Raw genomic sequence first — 21,158 nt, forward strand, 5'->3', positions numbered from 1 at the left:
CTTGAACTTCGGATCAATTAAGGTGAATCAGATGAAACTACAACAGACTTCAGCCTTCATGAGCTTAATGGCTGGCAGCCTTCTAGCTTTTTCCGCGACTTCGGCTCAGGCTTTCGCTCCATTCAAGTTCGATACCACCTTTTCTCCAAATCCTGCTGACTCCAAAAAGGATATCAAGCTAGAAAAAGTTACTTTTGGTTCCAAGACGTACAAAGACTTCTTGCTGGTTACAGGTGCCACAATTGTCCAAAATGATCTGACAACTGGTACACAGCAGGGACCAGGCAGTTCCGACCACGGCGATGGTACAGTCAGCGATACAACCCTGCCACAAGGCCCTAAAAAGGAGAACCCGACTAATGATGATATCGTTGCTAGCCTAGGCAACCTGAATCTCAACAGCATCATTGACACTGAAGATAACCTGGGAACATCTGTAATCGAAATTTTCTTCGGGCAGGCAACCGACACATTCTTCTTCTGGGAACGAGGCAATCCGAAATCTGAGGATACTCAGACAGCTGGAAACAGCGATCTATTGGTTGAGTCCTTGGATAAAAATGGAACCGTGCTAGAAGCGTTCAAGATTACCAGAGATCTGTGGAAATATGCTGGCTACAGCATCAACACCAAAGAAATCGACAAAGATCAGAAAGTTGGTTCTTTAGGTCTAAAGGGGTCAAAGAAGGCTGTGCGCCTCCGGCTGTCAAGCTCCATAGGTTTCAACGGGCCTGACTATAAGGTAGTCGCTCAAAACGTGAGCGTGCCTGAACCAGCAAGTCTTGCGGGTTTAGGAATGGTAGCAGGTGCTTTAGTGGTTTCTCGCCGCCGCCGTCAAGCTGCTAAGGTTTCCTAATTCTCCATTGTTTTAAACAATGCATATATTAATCGGGATTAGATGCTGAACACGGCTTCTAGTCCCGATTTTTTTCCAATTTAGAGAAAATTAGGGTAGACAGATTGTAAACCCCAGACAGTGTCATTTTGATTCAGCCTAGACAATTGCTGGTAGCTACGACAGATATGTTGCTGGATGGATGAGTAGATTTTAGCGATCGCGTTTCTTCTAGCCGCTAAACTATCAAACACTGAATAGTTTAGATGCATGAAAATTCGAGACATTGGAGAACAAGGTTTATTAGAACGATTGCAGCGCTTTTGTCCGCCGGAAGTTGTGGGGGATGATGCGGCGGTGATGACCCTTCAGCCTGGTCAAGAATTGGTAGTGACAACCGATTTACTGGTAGATGGAACTCATTTTAGCGATCGCACCACTTCCCCAGAAGACGCTGGCTGGCGTGCTGCTGCTGCCAATTTATCCGATCTAGCCGCAATGGGGGCACTGCCTCTGGGCATTACTGTAGGTTTGAGCGTCACGGGCGATACACCTGTCACCTGGGTTGAGCGACTCTATCAGGGACTCACCGAATGCCTGCAACAATACAATACAGCGATCGTCGGCGGCGATATTTGCCGCTCATCGGTGATTACCGTCGCGATTACCGCCTTTGGTCAAGCTTCCCCAACTCAGATCCTTCGGCGCTCAAATGCTCAGGTAGGGGATGCCATTGTCGTCACTGGCGTTCACGGAACCTCACGAGCTGGTCTAGAATTACTGCTTCACCCAGAGTTTGGTCAACACCTCAGTGAAACTGACAAGGCATCTTTAATCGAAGCTCACCAGCGTCCCAAACCTAGGCTAGATGTATTGCCGCTTTTGTGGGAAATTTTAGATTTTCCATCCCACATCCAAAATCTAAAATCTCAAATTTCAGTGGCTGGCATGGACAGCAGCGACGGTTTAGCAGACGCCATTGTGCAAATCTGCCGGTGCAGCCAAGTGGGTGCCTATATCGAGCGCCGCGCAATTCCCCTTTCTCATGCCCTTACTCAACTCGTGCCTGCCCAGCAAGCTCTGAATTGGGCCTTATACGGTGGTGAAGATTTTGAACTGGTGCTGTGCTTACCGTTAGAAAAAGCCCAGGCGTTAATCAAACGACTGGGCAAAGGAGCCGCTGTGGTCGGGAAAATTACTACCGGCTCAAACGTCTTGTTAGGAGACTCTACCGGCGTCTATCCCGACCAACAACTCACCCTAAGCCAAAGCTTTCAGCATTTTTAAGCTTTCCACTTCTGACCCACCAGTTCAGCCAAGTCTACAACCCGCTGAGAGTAACCCCACTCGTTGTCGTACCAAGAGACAACTTTAACCAGGTCTCCGCCCATAACCATCGTTAGACTGGCGTCCACAATGGAAGAAGCATCGGTACCCCGATAATCGCTGGAGACTAGCTCCAGTTCGTTATATTCCAGAACGCCTTGCATCGGGCCTTCAGCAGCAGCTTTCAGCGCTTGGTTCACTTCATCCGCGAAGGTTTGCTTCTCGACTTGAATCACCAAATCCACTACGGAAACGTTTGGAGTAGGCACCCGCAAAGCAATTCCATTCAGCTTGCCCTTCAGCTCTGGCAACACCAAAGCTACTGCTTTGGCAGCACCCGTTGAAGTGGGAACAATATTGAGCGCTGCTGCCCGTGCCCGCCGCAAATCCCGGTGAGAAGCATCCAGTAAGCGCTGGTCGCCGGTATAGCTGTGGGTGGTGGTCATCGTGCCTTTAATAATGCCGAAGTTTTCGTGCAGCACTTTGGCAACAGGCGCTAGGCAGTTGGTGGTGCAGCTGGCATTGCTGATCACAACGTGCTTGTCGTGGTCGTAGTCTTTATCGTTGACGCCTACCACAAAGGTGCCGTCATCGTTTTTACCGGGAGCGGTAATCAGAACTTTCTTCGCTCCAGCCTTTATATGCTTGGATGCCCCTTCCTTGCTGGTAAAGACGCCAGTTGATTCGATAATCAGGTCAATGTCCCAATCTTTCCAGGGCAAGTTTTCTGGGTTGCGATCCGATGTGCATTTGACCGTTTTGCCGTTAACAGTGATGGAGTTGTCATCGTAACTGATATCAGCGTTAAACTTCCCAAGCATGGAATCATATTTCAGCAAGTGGGAGTTGGTTCTTGGGTCAGAAGTGTCATTGATCGCGACGACTTCTATATGGCTATTTTCCCGACCCAGCCAGCATCGCATAAAGTTACGTCCGATGCGTCCAAAACCGTTGATCGCTACTCTAATCACAGCGTCTTGCCCTCTGTCTTGTGACCTACAGAATTTCCTGTTAATGACCCCAATCATATCGCAAAGGCTGAACAATTCTACCTAGTGGTTTGCAGCGATCCTCCTAAATCGAATCCCTTATGGGATCGAAACGAATCTTTCTTGACTGGACAAAGGACAAAATCTAGAGCAACTGCGCGATCGCTGACGTACTCGTTTCCAGCGTGGCTCAACTTCTACCGCTAGAGGCTATGAGGAGGGGCGCGAGTCGAAGCGGAAGTGAACCTATTTTGAGACTTTTGCGAGCTGAATTTTGGCTTGAGTAATTATTTTATTGGTTTTTTCTCCGATTTATCCGATTTAGGCGATTTAATCGCTAATTTAATCCATTATTTTAATATTAATCCCTGTAAGAACTTGTAGCTATTGTTTGGTACGAATAGTGCCTAAAAGCATAAAGTGAAGAATTTCAATTTTTTGACAGTAGTAGCATTAGGTACTCTGAAAACTACAGAAATCGCAAGTTTTAGGGTACTCGATCTCATTCCAGCGCATAGTCTAACTGGTTGTTCCATATCTACCCCGAAACTGGTTGCTTAAGTTAAAAGCACTGATTGAGTTGTTTAACCTCGCTTACGAGTTACGGAGGCTAGGTTAAGTACAAAGAAACGCTACCAGCTTTTGACCAAGTGCTGAAACTTAAGCCGAGACGACTTCATCGCCTGGTATTTACGAGGCTACACGCTTAGTAAAGGACAGTATCAAGAAGCGATCGCCCACTCGCTAACTATGATGAAGCCATTCAACCCCAGCCAAATTACCTATTAGCGTTGTTTGAGAAAGAGAATGCTCTGCCTGAATCGGGACGTTCTGAAGCATTCAAGAATCATTAAAATAATGATTCAAAATTAAAACGGCTCGTAATTTTGAATCATTATTTTAATTCCAAATTAATTTAAAATCTCGCCTCCGTAGAGGTTGTGGATGGAAATATATACTCTGACAGCTTCTGGGACTAAATAACGAATCGAGTGTTTTTGGCGACAATAGTGGCGAATCAAACTTGATGAAATGCCCACTTTCGGCATTTTCAACAACTGCCAGCGAATCGTCAACTCTTGGGCGACAAGCTGTTGAACAATCTGCTGGCAGAGCAAATTTTCTCGGTTATCATCCACCGGGATCGGCAGTTCTTCTGGACGCGGTGCCACCAACCATTCACAAGCGGGTACAAGTTCCTGCCGTCGATGCCAACGAGGTAAGGTTTTGAAGGCGTCCGTGCCAATAATCCAGTGCCAGCGGCTATTCGGGTAGAGAATCTGGAGGTCTAAAAGGGTATTAATGGCATAATCTGGACGGGTGCAATTTGTCTCTAGAGGCGAGAAAACAAAGTTTGGATGGTCTGCGATCGCTTGTTGCACCATTTGAGCGCGATGCTCAAATTCCACCGCCACTTTGTAGGCAGGACAGCGACTCGGTACCCAAATGACCTGGTTTAGAGCCGCTTGAGATAAAGCAGTTTCCGCCATCAACAGGTGTCCACAGTGAATGGGATCAAAGGTTCCACCCAAAATTCCCAAGTTTTGCATACAAGATCCGTTGTGGCTTGTTTCCTATTCTCTAGGTTAAGCAGTAAAAATGCGGATGATCTGCTACTGTCTTGGTGTTAGTCTTTGCAGGAAGTTTCCGGACTGAAATGCATTTTGACGTGTAAAGATAAAAACCATCCCATGATAGAAGCCGCTCTATTTAGGAATGACCTAAAGTGCAGTTATAGCGACCGAAAGCGGATTCTGCGATCGCGCTCTGGGATTGTGCTGTAAATCTTGGCAAGGTTGTATCAAGAAAAATCAATTCTTGATATGATAGCGCGTGTTATCCGTGCAGCCTGGTGTGGTGTGGTGTGTAAGGAGCTAAGATGCCGAATACTGTTGATTTTACCGGGAGGCCGTTTCATTTCATCGGCATTGGTGGAATTGGAATGTCAGCTCTCGCCTACGTTCTAGCCAAGCGTAAGCTGCCTGTATCTGGATCGGATATTCATTCCAGCCATATTACTAAACGTTTGCAGGCCGTTGGCACTCATGTTTTTGGAAGTCAAGACGCCGCAAACTTGGAATTTTTTCAACCAACCGAGGACTCAGCCTACGAAGCATTACCAACGGCAGTCATTGGTATAAGCGATCGCCTGGAACCCTCCAGGGAACCTGTAGAAACTGGAGCAACTCGGTCGAGTAATCGAGGGTCATCTACGAACCTAAGGGCAATGGCTCTGCCCCAAGTGATTTGTTCAACTGCAATCAATCCGGCAAACTCTGAATATCGGGCAGCTATTGAATTAGGCTGTCCGATTTTTCATCGTTCTGATTTATTAGCAGCTTTGATTCAGGATTACCAAAGTATTGCTGTCGCTGGTACTCATGGGAAAACTACAACTAGCAGTTTGATTGGGTATTTACTGCTACAAGCAGGATTAGACCCAACAATCGTGGTAGGCGGTGAAGTGAATGCCTGGGGAGGCAACGCACGGTTAGGAGACGGTCCCTATCTAGTCGCGGAAGCGGATGAATCAGATGGGTCGTTATCGAGACTCTCAGCCGCAATTGGTGTGATTACAAATATTGAACTGGATCATCCAGATCACTATGAATCGCTCGAAGAGGTGATTAGCACCTTCCAGATATTCGCTAAACGCTGTAAAACCTTGGTGGGGTGCATTGATTGTGCTGTAGTTAGAGATTCTCTGCAACCCGCAATCAGCTATAGCTTGCAGCGAGATTCTGGGGCTGATTATACGGTCGATCGGGTGGATTATCGGGCGGATGGCACAGAGGCACAAGTTTGGGAACGGGGAGAAATTCTGGGGAAGCTCTCCTTAAAGTTGCTAGGCAAGCACAATCTCAGCAATGCCCTAGCAGCCGTGGCTGTGGGTCGTCAGCTGGGGATGGATTTTGAGGTAATTGCAGAGGCGATCGCGACCTTCGAGGGTGCCCGCCGCCGATTTGAGCTGCGGGGCGAGCGTAATGGCATCTACTTTGTGGATGATTATGCCCACCATCCCAGCGAACTTCTGGCAACCCTGTCAGCAGCTCGCTTGCAAGTGTTGCCGCCGCGAAGGCTTGTCGCTATTTTCCAACCACACCGCTACAGCCGGACGCTCGCTTTTTTACCGGAATTTGCTCAATCTTTTAAAGATGCCGATATTGTGATTCTCAGCGATATTTATAGCGCCGGAGAACCTAATTTGGGGCAAATTAGCGGTGAACAAGTCGCGGAATTAGTGGCGGGTAATCATCCGAACGTGCATTACCAACCGTCTCTCCCGTCCATCTGTAAGTTACTTACAGATACCCTTCGACCGGGCGATTTGGCTCTGTTTTTGGGGGCGGGGAATCTAAATCAGATTATTCCTGAGGTCATGGCGTTCTATCAAAAAACTGACGAAGCCAGTCTCAAGTAATCGGTGATGACTGAATCCGTTAGCTGCATTGAAGTCGTACTTATGAGTAAAGAAGTTCCCAGCTAACAGATTCACTCAAAATTACTCAAAACTCATGTTGTGGCCTCAGCTGTCTCGGCATTCAAATTTGTGAATTGATATGACTCTCTCTTATGATCCAGCCAGCGTTGTAAACGCTTCTTCCCCCCAGAAAAAATCCACCAAGTCTTCTTCCCCGCTTTACCTACCAGGAACCGATTGTATTGTGCGATCGCAAGCTCCCCTCTCCAGCCTGACCTCTTTTCGAGTGGGAGGACCAGCCGAATGGTATGTAGCTCCCCGCCGTACCGAAGAACTGCAAGCTAGTTTTGAGTGGGCGCGGTATCAAGAATTGTCGATCACCCTCTTGGGAGCCGGTTCAAACTTACTGGTGAGCGATAAAGGTCTTCCCGGTTTAGCCATCTGTACTCGCCATCTCCGCCACACCAGCTTCGACCCCGAAACGGGTCAGGTGAGTGCAGGTGCCGGAGAACCCATCGCCCGCCTCGCATGGCAGGCAGCAGAACGCGGTTGGCAAGGGTTGGAATGGGCTGTTGGCATCCCCGGTACAGTCGGCGGCGCAGTGGTGATGAATGCAGGCGCTCACACCAGCTGTACCGCTGATATTTTAGTCAACGTCCAAGCCCTCTCACCCAGCGGAAAAGCTGAGATTTTGACACCACAACAACTGGGATTTGCCTACCGCACCTCAATTCTGCAAGGAGGCGATCGCTTGGTGACACAGGCAACCTTCCAACTCCAACCGGGAGCCGACCCAGCTCAAGTTATGGCAACAACTGCCAAACATCTAGAGCAACGGCGAACCACTCAACCCTACCATTTGCCAAGTTGCGGCAGCGTTTTCCGCAATCCCGATTCTCACAAAGCTGCCTGGTTGATCGAACAAACCGGACTCAAAGGCTACCAGATTGGCGGTGCCCAAGTCGCCCAACGCCATGCCAACTTTATCCTCAACTGTGGCGGTGCTAAAGCTAGCGATATTTTCCATTTGATTCGCTATGTTCAGCAGCAAGTGGAACAGCATTGGTCTCTGTGCTTAGAACCAGAAGTGAAAATCTTAGGTGAGTTTCAGCCTGCTTAAAGGTGTCGCCAGACGCCAGGGATACTAAGATTGAAATTGGCTTGCAAGTCTATCGCATACGGCATTAATAGTTATGACACAGAAAGGATTTGGCTTTGGCTTAGGCAAAATGAAAGAACTAGCCGAAGCTTTTAAAAAAGCCCAGCAGGTTCAAGAAGGTGCCAAAAGGCTCCAAGAAGAATTGGAGCAAATGGAGATTGGGGGAGAGAGCAGCGGTGGAAGCGTTAAGGTTTTCCTCAGCGGCAATCAAGAACCTCTGCGGGTAGAAATTTCAGCAGACGCCTACAATCAGGGAGCAGATGCTCTAGCTGAACTTGTAACAGCGGCAATGAAAGATGCTTACGAAAAATCCACGGCAACAATGCGATCGCGGATGGAAGACCTCACCAGTGGACTCGACCTGCCACTGTAACCCTTAAGGGATTTCCCAGGCATCAATATCTGCCGCTCTTCTTAGGCAGGCTTCTCGCCTGCCACCTACTTATCGTAGAGAGACGGCTAGCAGGCAAAACTGCGGGAATATTTCCTAGGTTTAGCAATCTTTATAAGATACGCATAATAACTTCAGGGATAGAGGAGAATTTGGCTCTACACTACTTGTTCTCTCCTCTGCTCCCTGGCTCTCCTGCCTATTGCGGCTGCTTTGCTGGCTGTATCTGTAGCCTTGGTAACTCCAAAAATGTTTTGTAGAGCCGATCTGCCAGCACTGTATTGGCTTCATCCGTCAAGTGAATGGCGTCTGAAAAAGCCTGACCTGGGAAATTCTGGTAAAGCTTGTAAAAATTCAGCACTTTCACATTTTCCGGAAAACTTCTCTGTAACTGCCCAGTCTTTGTGTCTATTTGTCCATAACCGGCTTGTACTCGCTGGGTGTAGGTTGAACCGAGTTCGCTTAAAAGCTCCCGTTCTCTGAGAGAAAGATTATTCGCTGAACGCCCGGTGATTTCTGGCTGAACTACCAAAACCAATGGAATCTGCGCCGCTGCTGTCAGACGAACCATCTGTGTCTGGTGATTTTGATAACGCTTAACCCGACGCTCCAGCTCAGTGGTGTTAGCTGGCAGACGTTGTGCTAAAGGGACGCTTTCCTCACTCACTGCCATCGTCAGCTGGTCCACAGACGGTTGTGGTTTTAACACCCAATACTGTGTTGCTTTCACTAAATAGGTCTGATTGAGCCAGCGATTCATGTCCTGAGTCAGCTCAAACCACAGATGCCCTGCTGCATTGTTCAGAAAGTTTTCTATATAAGGGATATCCGTTTCATTTTCAGTGCTGGGTAGCATTAAGTCTGCATACCCGTTCAAAACCACAATCGCATCAGGCTGGTAAGGCAAAATCTGGAGGGCAAGCCCAGCCAGTTCGTTCCCCGAAGTATAGCCAGGAACCGCCGCGTTAATGACACGATAGTTTCCTTCCCGAATCCGTAGCGGCAAGGCGAGTGCTTTCACCCGTTCTGGCTTGTAGTAGGGCAAGAAATCCGGGCGAAATTTCTCTGGAGAAGCTTTCTGCTGCTTTACCCGTATATTCAGACTACCTTCGAGCTTATGGGCAAACGTGGTTGCGTTATTGGAACTCATTTGACCAAAAGCTGTAGAACCGCCCAAAATGAAAATCCGAATTTCATCTTTGGGTTTCGCTTGAGAAACCGGCTGGTCATCACGAAAACCCTGTTCGTTAATGCGCCAGAATTTGCTCTGTTGATTTCCTGCCAGCTGATATCCCACTGATAAACGCCGTTTGGCAACCAGACGCCCAGAATTCGGTAAACCCCCGTAGGTTTGCTGGTTTTGATCGAGGAATTTAAGGCGGTAGGCGGTAACTTCTGTCGGTTCACCTTCATAGGCTGCCAATTCAGCATTTTTGCCCGCAACGCTCACAGCAACCCGTGCAAGCAGTTCCAAGAGAATCAAAATGAGGGGCAAAGCTAGGAGTAGGATGAGGAGCGAAGGCGGCTGGCGGCGTTTTTGATAAGGTTTGTAGCGGGACTTTTTAAACATCAAGTAATGAACCTCAAATGACCAACGAACAAAGGAAGTAAAAGGCAAAAAAGGGATGATTAAATGCTTGCCTTTCGCTTTCATGAGTTGCCGGTGGAGTCAGGCAGAATAACAAAAGTAAAGATTAACTCAATCCCGGCATTCGTTATCCCACTGCGATCCCAGTATGCAGCAATTTCGTTGCTAAACTTAACACCGGGGTAGATGACCACTTATGATTAATGAGTTATACCGATTGGCTTTCCTCTAATGCTGGTGCGGAATTAGAGACTTGTGAATGGGGAAGTGTATCAATCATTAAACGTACAAAACTAGACATCTTAGCATCAAATGTCCTACAAGTTATTATTCGTTTGCTTGGGCAATATTTGCCGGTCGCCTGCGGCAGAAAACATCATGAACCATTTGATTGAGCAAGCAAACTTAGAGGAACGGATCATCTGCGATTCTGCCGGTACCGCTGGTTATCACATTGGTCGTTCCCCCGACCGACGCATGGGAGTAGCCGCAGGACACAAAGGAATTAAACTCCAAGGTCAAGCGCGGCAGTTTCAAAGGTCTGATTTTGAGGACTTTGACCTAATTCTGGCAATGGATCGGGAGAATTACCACGATATCCTCTCCCTTGACCCATCAGGGCAGTATCGGGACAAGGTGCGGCTGATGTGTGACTTTTGCACCCCCCATACTGCGACTGAGGTTCCTGACCCCTACTACGGTGGCCCGGAGGGGTTTAACCAAGTCATCGATTTACTTTTAGATGCCTGTGAGGGTCTGCTACAACACGTTAGTCATACTAATCGCTAATGGGCTAATTAGATTCAACAATTAGCCATTAGCAATTGACTATTCCACCAGATGATGCTCTAAGGCAAAACGCACCAGTTCGGCTCGGTTGCTAGTTTCCGTTTTTCTCAGCAGGTTGCTGACGTGCTTTTCCACCGTCCGAGGACTGAGGTGCAACTCGTTGCCGATGTCGGCGTTAGATAAACCCTTAGTGAGTAAATCGAGAACTTCCTGTTCTCGCTGAGTTAGGTTGAATGAGTTTGAAGGAGTATGTTGGGGAAGCCCAGGAGCTTCCACTTCCTTCTCTGGTGTGGCAACAGCATGAATCAGCGATCGCCATTCGACTTGAATCATCTGCGATCGCTCTAAAAGATTGCGAATCACTGCCCCTAACTCATCCAACTCAAACGGCTTGGGCAGATACAGATCGCAGCCTAATTGGTAGCCCCGAATCCGTTCTGAGGTCGTTGCACGCTCCGTTAAGAAAATTACTGGTAATAGACGAAACGCTGGGCGTTGACGGAGACGCCGCACCAGTTCATAGCCATCCATCCGGGGCATCATAATGTCTGTTACTAGCAAATGAGGATGATATGACTCAACTAAACTGAGAGCTGCTTGACCATCCTCAGCTGTAATAACTGAGTAGCCAGACATTTCCAGATAATCGCATATAGAAAGCCGAATTCCTGGATCGTCATCGGCAACCACGATGAGCAAAGGCATGGGCACAGAGGAAGAGCGTACATAACCCCTAGAATAGGTCAAGTCCATCCTAAAAGTGGGAACACTGTTCTGCCTCTTAAGGTGAAAACTGACCAATGCGTGAAAATCAACTGAAACGGAAACTCAAGCGAGGTGAGGTTGTCCTCGGCCCGTTCATCAACTGCGCCTATCCGGCTTTTATAGAAATCTGCGGACACGCAGGATTTGACTTTGCCGTGATTGACATGGAACACGGTGCCCTCAACACACTGGTTGCCGAAGACCTGTGCCGTGCAGCCGACTGCGTGGGATTGGCACCGATTGTACGCATCCGCAAGAACGACGCACCGCAAATTCAACGGGCACTGGACATCGGCAGTGCCGGTGTTCAAGTGCCTCAGATAGAAACTCAGTCCGACGCAGCGGATGTTGTGCGTGGTGCCAAATATAGCCCTCTTGGTTCGCGCGGACTTTCATTTTACACCCGTGCTGGCGTGTACGCAGCAGCAGGGACGCAAATTACAAATCAGCTCAACGAAGAATCTCTGATTGTCGTTCACGTCGAAGGGATTCGCGGCGTCGAAAATATTGAAGAAATTGTCAGCGTGCCCCACATTGATGTCATTTTCCTCGGCCCTTATGACTTGTCGCAGTCTTTGGGCATTCCGGGGCAAGTGCAAGACTCGCGGGTAATTGAGCTGATGCAAAAATGCGTTACCACGATTTGCAAGGCTGGGAAATCTGCGGGCACATTTGCCGATAATCCTGAAACAGCGAAGCAGTGGATTGATGCCGGAGTTCAGTACATAACTCTCGGTGTGGATGTCGGTATTTTCCTGCGAGCGTGCGAGGCTTTGGTAAAAGCAGTGCGAACTTAAGGCTGCCAGTTCAGTAAAATCCCAGAGAAGGAAGAAATATGTAAAACTATATCTAAATTTTTACATTTCACTGAGTCATTGGGAGGGAATCTTTATCAAAAATTTGTATTAATTTTGTATCATAAACAACCAAATTAAAAATTCTAAGTTTATGCTTAAAGAATAGCCTTCCTAAAGTAGGAAGGAAAACTGGGGATCGAAGCGTACTGGAGAAAAAGCGATGCAAACGCTACCGGGATCGACGGATTTGGCTTATGCCATGATGTTTACCTTACACAAAGTCCATTCCGTAAAGATAGAAGGTTTTAAGCCATTCTTTAGCGATCTTCCTGTTGACCCTTACATCAAGAATAATTATCGTTTCAGAAGATTATCTCGGTTCAAAGTATTTGGAAATGACTTAGTCAAACTACCGCATGGTTACTTGTTTCAAAGCAAGCAATACAATCCATTAGTCGGCGATATCAAGCGAGAGTATGCCGAACTAGATGATGCCATTACGAAGCTTGAAGATTTCAAAAAACTTGTTTTGGCATTTATTGATTACTGCCAACTCGACCCAGAAGCTGTTGAAATAGGAGTTCATCAAATTAGAACGACCTGTTCGCCAGATAATTATGGAAACCCTGCCCCTGAAGGGATTCATCGGGATGGGACTGATTTTGTCGGCATATTTTCTGTAGGGCGGGAAAATATTCAAGGTGGAGAAACCCATCTCTACAAATCCAAAAAGCATGACCCGGTTTTTTCTAAAGTTCTTCATCCAGGCGAACTGCTATTAGTCAACGATCGGGAATTTTTTCACTATACAACTCCCATTCAGCCACTATTTCACGGTGAAGGAACAAGGGACGTATTTGTTCTGACTTGCCCCAGCTTATTGACAAATTAAGAAGGAGAAGGATTGAATTTCTCAGTTTTAGCTGTGCCTTTTTAGTTACTGTTTTGAGCAGCTTGCACGAGCGTCTCGGCATTGAGAGGTAGAGTCTCTAAACTTTCGTATTAGCCATAGGGGCACGGCAACGCTGTGCCCCTACTTAAACTTAAACTGAGGGGATGTAAAACTTAGCCACTCCCCTATTTGCAGAAGCTAGCGGACAGACCTCAATTTCCTCGATTAGAGCCATATTCAGCATCCTTCGAGTTGAAGCTTTGTCTTCGCTCTAGAATGCCAAATTTATGATAATTAGAGCCATTTAAATGGCGGAAACCCTCAAACTGCTGGGTTCGCCCAAATTGCCTTGTAAAACAACGCTCCGCTGATTGGCATCAAGGTGGCGCAGAATTTTGTAGATTGCCTCAATTTGATCGGAGGCACCCGCTTTCTGAGCCAACTCAGTCAAAGAAAGGGGAGCGCCTTCCTCTTGTACTGCCTGCAAAACTCGTCTTTGCAAGTCGAGAATGGCGGCGGCAGCCTTTTTACCCGCTTCTACCCCTGGCTGGTGATAAGCATTGATATTGACCAGGAACCCATAAAGTCCAACAGCCCGGTCATACAAAGCAATTAAGGCACCTACCATGCGGGGATTTACCTGAGGAATCGTCACGGTGACAGAATCCCGCTGGTTTTCATACAAAGCTTGTCGGGTTCCCTGGAGTAAACCAGAGAGATAGTCGCCGGATGTGACTTCCGGCTCGACGAAGGGGGAGTTACCCTGCCGGTCTTTTAAGACTTCAATGAAAGTCAGGAAGAAATTCGGGACGCCCTCTCGCAACTGCTGCACGTAAGCGTGTTGGTCGGTTGAGCCTTTGTTGCCATAAACAGCAATCCCTTGGTAGACGATATTTCCGTCAAGGTCTTTTTCTTTGCCCAAAGATTCCATGACTAACTGTTGCAAATAGCGGCTGAATAGCAGCAGGCTGTCTTTGTAGGGCAACACCACCATATCTTTTTCGCCCTTGCCATTTCCGGCGAAGTACCAGCTCATCGCCAGTAGTGCGGCTGGATTTTTCTTGACTTGGGCCAGGCGAGTGGCAGTGTCCATTTCTTTGGCACCGGCAAGCATAGCGCGGATATCGATTCCCTGCAAGGCGGCTGGGAGCAATCCTACGGCTGACAGTTCCGAGGTACGTCCTCCCACCCAATCTTCCATTGGGAAGGTTGCCAACCAGCCTTCTGAGTTTGCCTGCCGATCTAATTTGCTGCTTTCCCCGGTAATGGCAACAGCTTGAGGGGAAAAATTCAGATTCTGCTCAGCGAAGGCTTTTTGCACTTCTACCATGCCATTGCGGGGTTCTGGCGTCCCCCCTGATTTGGAGATGACTAAGACGAGGGTGCTGTTCAGCCGATCTTTGAGCTGGGAGAGGATACGGTCAATGCCCGCCGGATCGGTGTTGTCAATGAAGTGGATGGCGAGGGGCGGGAAGTCTGGGGCGATCGCTTGGGCGACAAATTGGGGACCGAGTGCCGATCCGCCGATACCGATGGAAACAATATCGGTAAACTTTGGAGCGTTGGGTGGATGAATTTCGCCACTGTGGATTTTTTGGGCAAACGCTTCAATCTGCTCTAAAGTTTGGACAATCTGTTGTTTGATTTCCGGAGTGGGCGCTAAATCCGGGTCGCGCAGCCAGTAGTGACCTACCATGCGGTTTTCATCAGGGTTTGCGATCGCGCCTCCCTCCAGTGCCTCCATCTCCTGAAACACCTTCTCAAACCTCGGCTGCATCGCCTCGACAAACTCACTATCAAACCGCATCCGGCTGACATCGAGGTAAAAGTCTAACCCCTCATGGTAGTAGAGCCATTCTTGGTAACGTTGCCAAAGTGCAGCAGCATCCATAAGTAAATCTCAATAAGCGTGTTTCCAGTCAACACAAGTTTAAGGTAAGCTTCAGCATCACTTTTGACGAATTAGCCTGTCAATTCGTTAATTGGGTAATTCTCCCACCCCAAATTGAGATTCAGAATTGCTTTAGAGTCCTGTACAGCTAGATTTATCTGAGATAACCAGGAAAATTCATTAGACCGCTCTATTCGGTCTTACAACGACCGGCTTTCAACTCGAAAGCCTCTTAAAGACGCGGTTTGGGCAGAACCCGCAGAAATTTAACAAGATGCCCGGTCACTTCAATCGCAATCAGATAGTCATCTATCGTAAAGCGGTAGAAGATACTATCAGACCCGATTCCCCGGAGTTCCGGCAAATCGGTAATTCGCTCGATCCGCATGAACTCCTCAAAGACAAATTCATATATCCGCTCTCTAGCTGCGTATTCTAAGTTCTTCAGGTCTCGCAGAAAAGACCGGGCATAGCGCACTTCTAGTTTCACAGGGCAACTGGCTCTTACTCCAAATGGCAGATACTTTTTCTTTTTACTGCGAAATTTGACTAAAAGCGATTTTTACCCCTTGATTCAGCCGACGAACAGGGGAAAACTTAGGGGAAGTGCAACATCCGGAGAGCTTCTTCGCGGGTTAGGGTTTCCCCCGGCTGTACGGTATGCTTCGACTCTTGGATGGCTTTGAGCATATACAGGTCATAATAAATCTGTTGTAGAACTTTCCAGGCGTCATCCAAGTTGTCATCAGCGAGTTGATCGATTAAATCGGGTAGCTGAGCAGTTAAGCGTTGTAATCGACCTCTGAGAAAATTCATAATTAAACACTGGCGAACAACGTAACATTCCCTAGAGCCTTCTTGTTAGAGGGATCTTGGACAATCTAAAGCTTAGAGCTTAGAGTTTATAGTTTATTGAGTCTCACAAGCGTGGCATGGTTGGCTATCTCATCTTTTTGACAATTTCTACGACAATTTTTGCCCTGTTTAGCTTGGGTTTAAATTTACAGTGGGGCTTCACCGGACTGATCAATTTTGGGCATATTGCCTTTATGACAGTCGGTGCATACACCACAGTGTTGTTGAGCTTGCAGGGGGTTCCCCTAATTTTCGGGGTGGCTATCGGTGCTGTTTTAGCAGCGCTGCTAGGACTGTTAATCGGATTATCAACTCTACGGTTGCGCGAGGATTACTTAGCAATCGTGACCATCGGCGTTTCCGAATTGCTCCGTTTAGTTGTCAATAATCAGCCATTGCCAATGGGCAAAGAATTTCGGCAAGGATCGTTTGGGGTATATGGATATGCCTTGCCACCAGGAGATAAGCTTGGTTTGATGGTGTTGTCGCTGCTGGTATTGGGGTTGACGTTTTGGCTGCTGGAGACGTTGGTGCGATCGCCTTGGGGTCGAGTGCTAAAAGCGATTCGAGAAGATGAGCAAATTCCTAAAGCATTAGGAAAAAATGTCTTTTGGTACAAATTACAATCTTTCATGCTGGGAGGCGCGATCGCCGGAGTCGCTGGGGCTTTTTTGGCATGGCAGACGACAACGGTTTACCCGAATAACTTTGAGCCACTGACGACTTTCTACGCTTGGACGATTGTTGTCTTGGGCGGTGCGGGTAACAACGTGGGCACAATCCTGGGGGCGGTGATTTTCTGGGGTTACGATAGTTTGACTCGCTTTTACTTACCTCAGTTGGTGCAACTGGATGCCTCGCGGGAAGGGGCATTTAGAATCATGGTGATTGGTTTAATCCTGATGGTGCTGATGGTTTGGCGTCCACAAGGTATCTTAGGGAAAAAAGAGGAACTGACCCTTGGCAAATAACTCGCACATTCCGCCCAATCGGTTGTCTGAGGGGTCTTTAAATGGGGGCAGCAAGCATCTCGAAGAAAGCCCCGATTTAGTCGAAGCAGACCCAAAACCCCCACTTTCAGAAATCGCTTTACTCGCTGCGAGCGGACTCTGTAAAAGCTTCGGCGGAATTCGGGCTGTCGATAATGTCGAGATTATGGTGCCGCAAGGCAGTATCACGGGACTGATTGGCCCGAATGGTGCTGGCAAAACGACGCTATTTAATCTCCTCTCAAACTTCATTCATCCAGACAAAGGGCGGGTGATTTTTGACGGCGAACCGATTCATTCTTTGCAGCCGTATCAAATTGCTCAGATGGGAATGGTTCGTACATTTCAGGTAGCGCGGGTGCTATCGCGGCTTTCAGTGATGGAAAATATGCTGCTGGCAGCTCAAAAACAGACGGGGGAAAATTTTTGGAAAGTTTGCTTTCAACCCCATCTGGTGGCGAAGGAAGAACGGCAGCAGCGAGAAAGAGCCACGATTCTGCTGGAATCAGTAGGGTTGGCCGCGAAGGCGCAGGATTACGCCGGGGCGCTCTCTGGAGGGCAACGCAAGCTGCTGGAAATGGCACGGGCGCTGATGACGCAGCCAAAGCTAATTTTATTGGATGAACCGGCGGCTGGTGTGAATCCGACGCTGATTAGACAAATTTGCGACTACATCACCCAATGGAATCAGGAGGGCATGACCTTTTTGATTATTGAACACAATATGGATGTAATCATGTCCTTGTGCGATCGCGTCTGGGTTGTCGCTGAAGGTCGCAATCTTGCTGTGGGGACTCCGATTGAAATTCAGCGCAATCCACAAGTCTTAGAAGCTTACCTGGGGCAATAGAGCAGCGATTGTGTCTCATTGGTTAGCAGTAATTACCCAGACGTTAGTTTTGCTCTTGAGTGGCGCGGCACTTTTCTTGAGTTCCTGGATTGTGGTTCCAGCGCCCACGATGTCCCTACTGCCATTAGGGGTAGGGGCACCAGAAGTCAGTCCTTGGTTGGTGGTGCTAAACGCGATCGCAAGTCTGTTGGTGCTGGTAACGATCCGTCGCACTCCGTGGCAATTTCTGGCTTTGGCTGCTAGTTTGCTAGCACTGCTTTTGAGTGTTTTGCCACTGTTACAGATGCCAGCGACACAACAGCATCTAGCTGTGGCAATGCAAGACGGTCTCGGCAACTACAGGGGAAATTTGCCTAATCGTCAGCAAAAAGGGATGCGCGAACAACCGTTCGTCCTAGCTGATGTGTTTCGAGGCATCCATCCCGGTGAGAGTCGTTATACCTCTGGCATCGTCTTTTCAAACCCAGATGGTGTCCCGTTGAGCATGGATCTCTACCGACCGCCGCAAGTCGGCAATTATCCAGCGCTAATTATCATCTACGCTGGGGCATGGCGGAGCGGCGACCCAACCCAAAACGCTGATTTCAGCCGTTATATGGCAGCGAGGGGCTATAGTGTCTTTGCCATCGATTACCGACACACGCCGCGCTACCGTTTTCCCGCGCAGCTAGATGACGTGCGTGCCGCCTTAGCCTTCATCCACCAACGCGCAGCCGAGTACGAGGCCGATCCCGAACGGATTGCCATCGTGGGACGTTCCGCTGGCGGACATTTGGCAATGTTAGCGGCTTATGAGCCGGATGCACTGCCTGTAAAAGCGGTGGTTAGCTATTATGGCCCGGTCGATCTGCCTGGAGGCTATGCCGACCCGCCACGCCCCGATCCCATCGATACGCGAGCGGTTTTAAAAACATTTATGGGCGGAACGCCTGCGACCATGCCCGATCGGTATCGTCTTGCTTCACCGATTAGTTATGTTAGGCGATCGCTACCGCCAACTTTATTGGTGCATGGAAGCCGCGATAATTTAGTGCAATTAAAATTTATCCAGCAAATGCATCAACGTCTGCGTGCAGATGGAAATATATCGGTTTTGCTGGAAATTCCTTGGGCTGAACACGCTTTTGACGCTGTCTTTCAGGGGCTTAGCAACCAGTTAGCGCTCTATCATACTGAGCGATTTTTAGATTGGGCACTACGTTAATTAAAAAATGACGATGTTCGATAATTTTGATGTGACTAAAATTGATACCACTGAAGCAAGAATCCATTTGGTTAAGGCGGGATCTGGTCCTGCACTGCTCTTGCTACACGGCTATCCTCAAACCCACGTCATGTGGCACAAAATAGCACCTCGTCTTGCTGAGAATTTTACAGTAGTGGCACCGGATTTGAGAGGCTACGGCGACAGCTCTAAACCGGAAGGCGAACCAGATCATCGAAATTATTCAAAACGAGCGATCGCGCAAGATCAAGCCGAGGTGATGTCAAAATTAGGTTATGAAGAATTTTATGTAGCCGGTCATGACAGGGGCGCACGAGTCGCTCATCGCATGGCACTCGATCATCCTAACCGAGTTAAGAAACTAGCATTATTAGATATCGCGCCTACTCATAAAATGTACGCGACGACCGATCGAGATTTTGCCACGGCTTACTACCACTGGTTTTTTCTCATTCAACCCGATGGCTTACCCGAAACATTGATTGGCGCTAATCCTGAATATTACCTCCGCACCTGTTTAGAAAGATGGAGTCAAGATTTTTCTGCGTTTGTTCCGGAAGCCTTGGCTGAGTATATTCGGTGCTTTAGCGATCGCGCTGCGATTCATGCCACCTGCGAAGATTATCGCGCCGCTGCTACCATCGATTTAGAACACGATACCCTAGATATGGAGAAAAAAATTCTCTGTCCGGTGCTAGTTCTTTGGGGCGGAAAAGGAATTATTGGGCGCAAATATGATGTTTTAGAAACCTGGCGCGATCGCGCAATTGATGTACGCGGTAAGGCTATCAATTGCGGTCACTTTCTACCCGAAGAAGCGCCAGAAGAAACTTATCTTGCCCTGTCTGAATTCTTGGCAAGGTGAAGGCGAGATCCCGGACTTTTTAAAAGAAACCGGAATCTGAAGAGATAGCTGAAAAAATAGAATTGCTACAGTGAAAATTTATATTCTCATCCTAAAAAAATTGCCAAATTGATTCTCAAATATATCCAGAACTCATGCAAAAATTAGCTGCGGGGCTTGTTTTCGGAATGCTTGTCCTGGCTGTTGGCGCTGGAGGCTGCGATTTGATCCCTAGCCCTGATGGTGAAATTTCGCCAGATGAAACATCACCAGCTACCCCAAGCCCCACGTCTAGTTCCTCTAGTAATTTCCTAACCTTGGAAGAGTATACTCACGAACTCATCAACCAATATCGAAAGTCCCAAAATTTGCCACCTCTGACGCTAGATCCTCGAATTAGCAAAGAGGCAAGGGCACACAGTCAGGCAATGGCAAATGGTGCGGTTCCTTTCAGCCATAATGGATTTGAGCAGCGAGCGAAGGCAATTGGTAAATCAATTTCTTATGGCGGTGCATCTGAAAATGTGGCATACAATCAAGGCTTTAGCGATCCAGCCAAGCAAGCAGTAGAAGGTTGGCTAAAAAGCCCCGGTCATCTGAAAAATATTCAAGGTCAGTATGATTTAACTGGGGTAGGTGTTGCCAAGAACGCAAAGGGCGAGTATTACTTAACTCAAATATTCATTAAACGCCGCTAAGGAGAGAGAATTGGAAGATTTTCAAGTATGCGATCGCGACCTTTCCGAGGAGATATTGTCTCAGTATCTGCAAGAGTCAGCGATCGCAGTGGATACGGAAACAATGGGATTGATACCCCAACGCGATCGCTTATGCTTGGTGCAGCTGTGTGACGCTCAAAACCGGGTTACAGTTGTGCGAATTGCCAAAGGACAGATAGACGCTCCCAATTTAAAACAACTGATGGAAGCCCCCAATATCCTAAAACTATTTCACTTTGCCCGTTTCGATGTTGCCCAACTACGACAAAATTTAGGCATCTATGTAACTCCAATTTTTTGTACTAAAATTGCCAGCAAGCTTGCCCGTACCTATACTTCCCGCCACGGTTTAAAGGAGTTGGTGCAAGAGCTAGAGAAGGTAGAACTCGACAAAACGGCTCAAAGTTCAGACTGGGGAAATGCTGCAAACTTATCCGAAGAACAACTCCGCTATGCAGCGAATGATGTTCGTTATCTACTCAGCGTGCGACAAAAACTAATTGCAATGCTGCAACGCGAAGGGCGGTGGGAAGTTGCTCAGCAATGTTTTGAATGTTTGCCCACGATTGTGACTTTGGATTTGCTGCAATATAAGGATATTTTTGAACACTAAAAACGTGGATACAATAACTTATAAAATTCACGTCCTCTAGGGGCATGGTAATGCCATACCCCTACACAAGAAATAGCGGTTAAATCTACGTTTCTCATCTATTAGCTCAGGACTTACGCAGGTACGCTATAGGTAGTGGCATAGGGGCTGATAGAGCTACATCAAAAAAAACTAATTAATTGAGCCTGAGCATGTTAGTCTCAAGTCGAGTAGAGATTGA

General features: G+C 47.8%; 21 protein-coding genes. 14 read left to right on the top strand and 7 right to left on the bottom strand.

Features of this window, described 5'->3' with window-relative positions; translation table 11 throughout:
* The first annotated feature begins 31 nt into the window (after positions 1-31).
* Entirely contained in the window at positions 32-856 is an 825-nt protein-coding gene (locus NC994_RS24200) for an exosortase-dependent surface protein XDP2 (protein WP_190436693.1), read from the top strand.
* A 249-nt stretch (positions 857-1,105) separates the two neighbouring features.
* On the top strand, positions 1,106-2,122 hold the full coding sequence (thiL, locus tag NC994_RS24205) for a thiamine-phosphate kinase (RefSeq protein ID WP_190436696.1): 1,017 nt from the start codon (positions 1,106-1,108) through the stop codon (positions 2,120-2,122).
* Here the strand turns inward: thiL and NC994_RS24210 are convergent.
* The gene (locus tag NC994_RS24210; RefSeq protein WP_190410558.1) at positions 2,119-3,132 is read right to left on the bottom strand and encodes a type I glyceraldehyde-3-phosphate dehydrogenase; all 1,014 of its coding nucleotides are present in this window, start codon (positions 3,130-3,132) and stop codon (positions 2,119-2,121) included. The two genes, thiL and NC994_RS24210, sit on opposite strands and share 4 nt — an antisense overlap.
* A gap of 929 nt (positions 3,133-4,061) precedes the next feature.
* The gene (gene nadD, locus NC994_RS24215) at positions 4,062-4,700 is read right to left on the bottom strand and encodes a nicotinate (nicotinamide) nucleotide adenylyltransferase (RefSeq protein ID WP_190436699.1); all 639 of its coding nucleotides are present in this window, start codon (positions 4,698-4,700) and stop codon (positions 4,062-4,064) included.
* A 329-nt stretch (positions 4,701-5,029) separates the two neighbouring features.
* Here nadD and murC point away from each other — a divergent pair, with 329 nt between their 5' ends.
* The 3 genes from murC to NC994_RS24230 all read left to right on the top strand — a co-directional run bounded on the left by murC (position 5,030) and on the right by NC994_RS24230 (position 8,103).
* On the top strand, positions 5,030-6,571 hold the full coding sequence (gene murC / locus NC994_RS24220) for a UDP-N-acetylmuramate--L-alanine ligase (RefSeq protein WP_190410561.1): 1,542 nt from the start codon (positions 5,030-5,032) through the stop codon (positions 6,569-6,571).
* 139 nt (positions 6,572-6,710) lie between these two features.
* Complete coding sequence (gene murB / locus NC994_RS24225; RefSeq protein WP_190429132.1) at positions 6,711-7,691, top strand: UDP-N-acetylmuramate dehydrogenase; 981 nt, start codon at positions 6,711-6,713, stop codon at positions 7,689-7,691.
* 73 nt (positions 7,692-7,764) lie between these two features.
* Entirely contained in the window at positions 7,765-8,103 is a 339-nt protein-coding gene (locus NC994_RS24230) for a YbaB/EbfC family nucleoid-associated protein (protein ID WP_190410563.1), read from the top strand.
* Positions 8,104-8,320: 217 nt separating this feature from the next.
* Here the strand turns inward: NC994_RS24230 and NC994_RS24235 are convergent, their stop codons facing one another.
* On the bottom strand, positions 8,321-9,691 hold the full coding sequence (locus NC994_RS24235; RefSeq protein ID WP_190436703.1) for an SGNH/GDSL hydrolase family protein: 1,371 nt from the start codon (positions 9,689-9,691) through the stop codon (positions 8,321-8,323).
* A gap of 330 nt (positions 9,692-10,021) precedes the next feature.
* Between NC994_RS24235 and NC994_RS24240 the strand changes: the two genes are divergently transcribed.
* Positions 10,022-10,498, top strand: a complete 477-nt coding sequence (locus NC994_RS24240) for a low molecular weight protein-tyrosine-phosphatase (protein WP_190436706.1) — start codon at positions 10,022-10,024, stop codon at positions 10,496-10,498.
* A gap of 39 nt (positions 10,499-10,537) precedes the next feature.
* On the opposite strand, the gene NC994_RS24245 is transcribed toward NC994_RS24240, so the two are convergent.
* Positions 10,538-11,203, bottom strand: a complete 666-nt coding sequence (locus tag NC994_RS24245) for a response regulator transcription factor (protein ID WP_190410902.1) — start codon at positions 11,201-11,203, stop codon at positions 10,538-10,540.
* A gap of 95 nt (positions 11,204-11,298) precedes the next feature.
* Here NC994_RS24245 and NC994_RS24250 point away from each other — a divergent pair, with 95 nt between their 5' ends.
* Together NC994_RS24250 and NC994_RS24255 are read left to right on the top strand one after the other, a co-directional pair.
* Positions 11,299-12,060, top strand: a complete 762-nt coding sequence (locus NC994_RS24250; protein WP_190436710.1) for an aldolase/citrate lyase family protein — start codon at positions 11,299-11,301, stop codon at positions 12,058-12,060.
* 220 nt (positions 12,061-12,280) lie between these two features.
* Positions 12,281-12,952, top strand: a complete 672-nt coding sequence (locus NC994_RS24255) for a 2OG-Fe dioxygenase family protein (protein WP_190410567.1) — start codon at positions 12,281-12,283, stop codon at positions 12,950-12,952.
* Positions 12,953-13,256: 304 nt separating this feature from the next.
* Here NC994_RS24255 and NC994_RS24260 read toward each other — a convergent pair whose 3' ends face one another.
* The 3 genes from NC994_RS24260 to NC994_RS24270 form a co-directional block, all read right to left on the bottom strand.
* On the bottom strand, positions 13,257-14,843 hold the full coding sequence (locus NC994_RS24260; protein WP_190436713.1) for a glucose-6-phosphate isomerase: 1,587 nt from the start codon (positions 14,841-14,843) through the stop codon (positions 13,257-13,259).
* A 232-nt stretch (positions 14,844-15,075) separates the two neighbouring features.
* On the bottom strand, positions 15,076-15,333 hold the full coding sequence (locus NC994_RS24265) for a cytotoxic translational repressor of toxin-antitoxin stability system (protein WP_190410569.1): 258 nt from the start codon (positions 15,331-15,333) through the stop codon (positions 15,076-15,078).
* 107 nt (positions 15,334-15,440) lie between these two features.
* Positions 15,441-15,659, bottom strand: a complete 219-nt coding sequence (locus tag NC994_RS24270; RefSeq protein ID WP_190410570.1) for a hypothetical protein — start codon at positions 15,657-15,659, stop codon at positions 15,441-15,443.
* Positions 15,660-15,775: 116 nt separating this feature from the next.
* Here NC994_RS24270 and NC994_RS24275 point away from each other — a divergent pair, with 116 nt between their 5' ends.
* The 6 genes from NC994_RS24275 (at position 15,776) to NC994_RS24300 (ending at position 20,938) form a co-directional block, all read left to right on the top strand.
* Positions 15,776-16,669, top strand: a complete 894-nt coding sequence (locus tag NC994_RS24275; protein WP_190410571.1) for a branched-chain amino acid ABC transporter permease — start codon at positions 15,776-15,778, stop codon at positions 16,667-16,669.
* A gap of 112 nt (positions 16,670-16,781) precedes the next feature.
* On the top strand, positions 16,782-17,537 hold the full coding sequence (locus tag NC994_RS24280; protein WP_347276946.1) for an ABC transporter ATP-binding protein: 756 nt from the start codon (positions 16,782-16,784) through the stop codon (positions 17,535-17,537).
* A gap of 10 nt (positions 17,538-17,547) precedes the next feature.
* Positions 17,548-18,741: an alpha/beta hydrolase gene (locus NC994_RS24285; protein WP_347276945.1), complete on the top strand. Its 1,194-nt coding sequence runs from the start codon at positions 17,548-17,550 to the stop codon at positions 18,739-18,741.
* 13 nt (positions 18,742-18,754) lie between these two features.
* A complete protein-coding gene (locus NC994_RS24290; RefSeq protein WP_190436718.1) occupies positions 18,755-19,627 on the top strand; it encodes an alpha/beta hydrolase in 873 nt (290 codons plus the stop codon).
* A 134-nt stretch (positions 19,628-19,761) separates the two neighbouring features.
* Positions 19,762-20,304 carry a CAP domain-containing protein gene (locus NC994_RS24295; protein WP_190436721.1) on the top strand — a complete coding sequence of 181 codons (543 nt, stop codon included), beginning with the start codon at positions 19,762-19,764 and terminating at the stop codon, positions 20,302-20,304.
* A 10-nt stretch (positions 20,305-20,314) separates the two neighbouring features.
* The gene (locus NC994_RS24300; RefSeq protein ID WP_190436724.1) at positions 20,315-20,938 is read left to right on the top strand and encodes a ribonuclease D; all 624 of its coding nucleotides are present in this window, start codon (positions 20,315-20,317) and stop codon (positions 20,936-20,938) included.
* Positions 20,939-21,158: the final 220 nt, after the last annotated feature.

It is taken from the genome of Trichocoleus sp. AS-A1 (assembly GCF_039962015.1).
In the GTDB taxonomy this organism is placed as follows: Bacteria; Cyanobacteriota; Cyanobacteriia; order Cyanobacteriales; family FACHB-T130; genus FACHB-T130.

Coding starts and splice junctions, on each gene's coding strand:
- NC994_RS24260 (WP_190436713.1), bottom strand. CDS start 14,843: ATGGATGCTGCTGCACTTTGGCAACGTTACCAAGAATGGCTCTACTAC.
- NC994_RS24200 (WP_190436693.1), top strand. CDS start 32: ATGAAACTACAACAGACTTCAGCCTTCATGAGCTTAATGGCTGGCAGC.
- murB (WP_190429132.1), top strand. CDS start 6,711: ATGACTCTCTCTTATGATCCAGCCAGCGTTGTAAACGCTTCTTCCCCC.
- NC994_RS24270 (WP_190410570.1), bottom strand. CDS start 15,659: ATGAATTTTCTCAGAGGTCGATTACAACGCTTAACTGCTCAGCTACCC.
- NC994_RS24230 (WP_190410563.1), top strand. CDS start 7,765: ATGACACAGAAAGGATTTGGCTTTGGCTTAGGCAAAATGAAAGAACTA.
- NC994_RS24295 (WP_190436721.1), top strand. CDS start 19,762: ATGCAAAAATTAGCTGCGGGGCTTGTTTTCGGAATGCTTGTCCTGGCT.
- NC994_RS24290 (WP_190436718.1), top strand. CDS start 18,755: ATGTTCGATAATTTTGATGTGACTAAAATTGATACCACTGAAGCAAGA.
- murC (WP_190410561.1), top strand. CDS start 5,030: ATGCCGAATACTGTTGATTTTACCGGGAGGCCGTTTCATTTCATCGGC.
- thiL (WP_190436696.1), top strand. CDS start 1,106: ATGAAAATTCGAGACATTGGAGAACAAGGTTTATTAGAACGATTGCAG.
- NC994_RS24240 (WP_190436706.1), top strand. CDS start 10,022: ATGTCCTACAAGTTATTATTCGTTTGCTTGGGCAATATTTGCCGGTCG.
- NC994_RS24245 (WP_190410902.1), bottom strand. CDS start 11,203: ATGCCTTTGCTCATCGTGGTTGCCGATGACGATCCAGGAATTCGGCTT.
- NC994_RS24275 (WP_190410571.1), top strand. CDS start 15,776: ATGGTTGGCTATCTCATCTTTTTGACAATTTCTACGACAATTTTTGCC.
- NC994_RS24255 (WP_190410567.1), top strand. CDS start 12,281: ATGCAAACGCTACCGGGATCGACGGATTTGGCTTATGCCATGATGTTT.
- NC994_RS24235 (WP_190436703.1), bottom strand. CDS start 9,691: ATGTTTAAAAAGTCCCGCTACAAACCTTATCAAAAACGCCGCCAGCCG.
- NC994_RS24250 (WP_190436710.1), top strand. CDS start 11,299: ATGCGTGAAAATCAACTGAAACGGAAACTCAAGCGAGGTGAGGTTGTC.
- nadD (WP_190436699.1), bottom strand. CDS start 4,700: ATGCAAAACTTGGGAATTTTGGGTGGAACCTTTGATCCCATTCACTGT.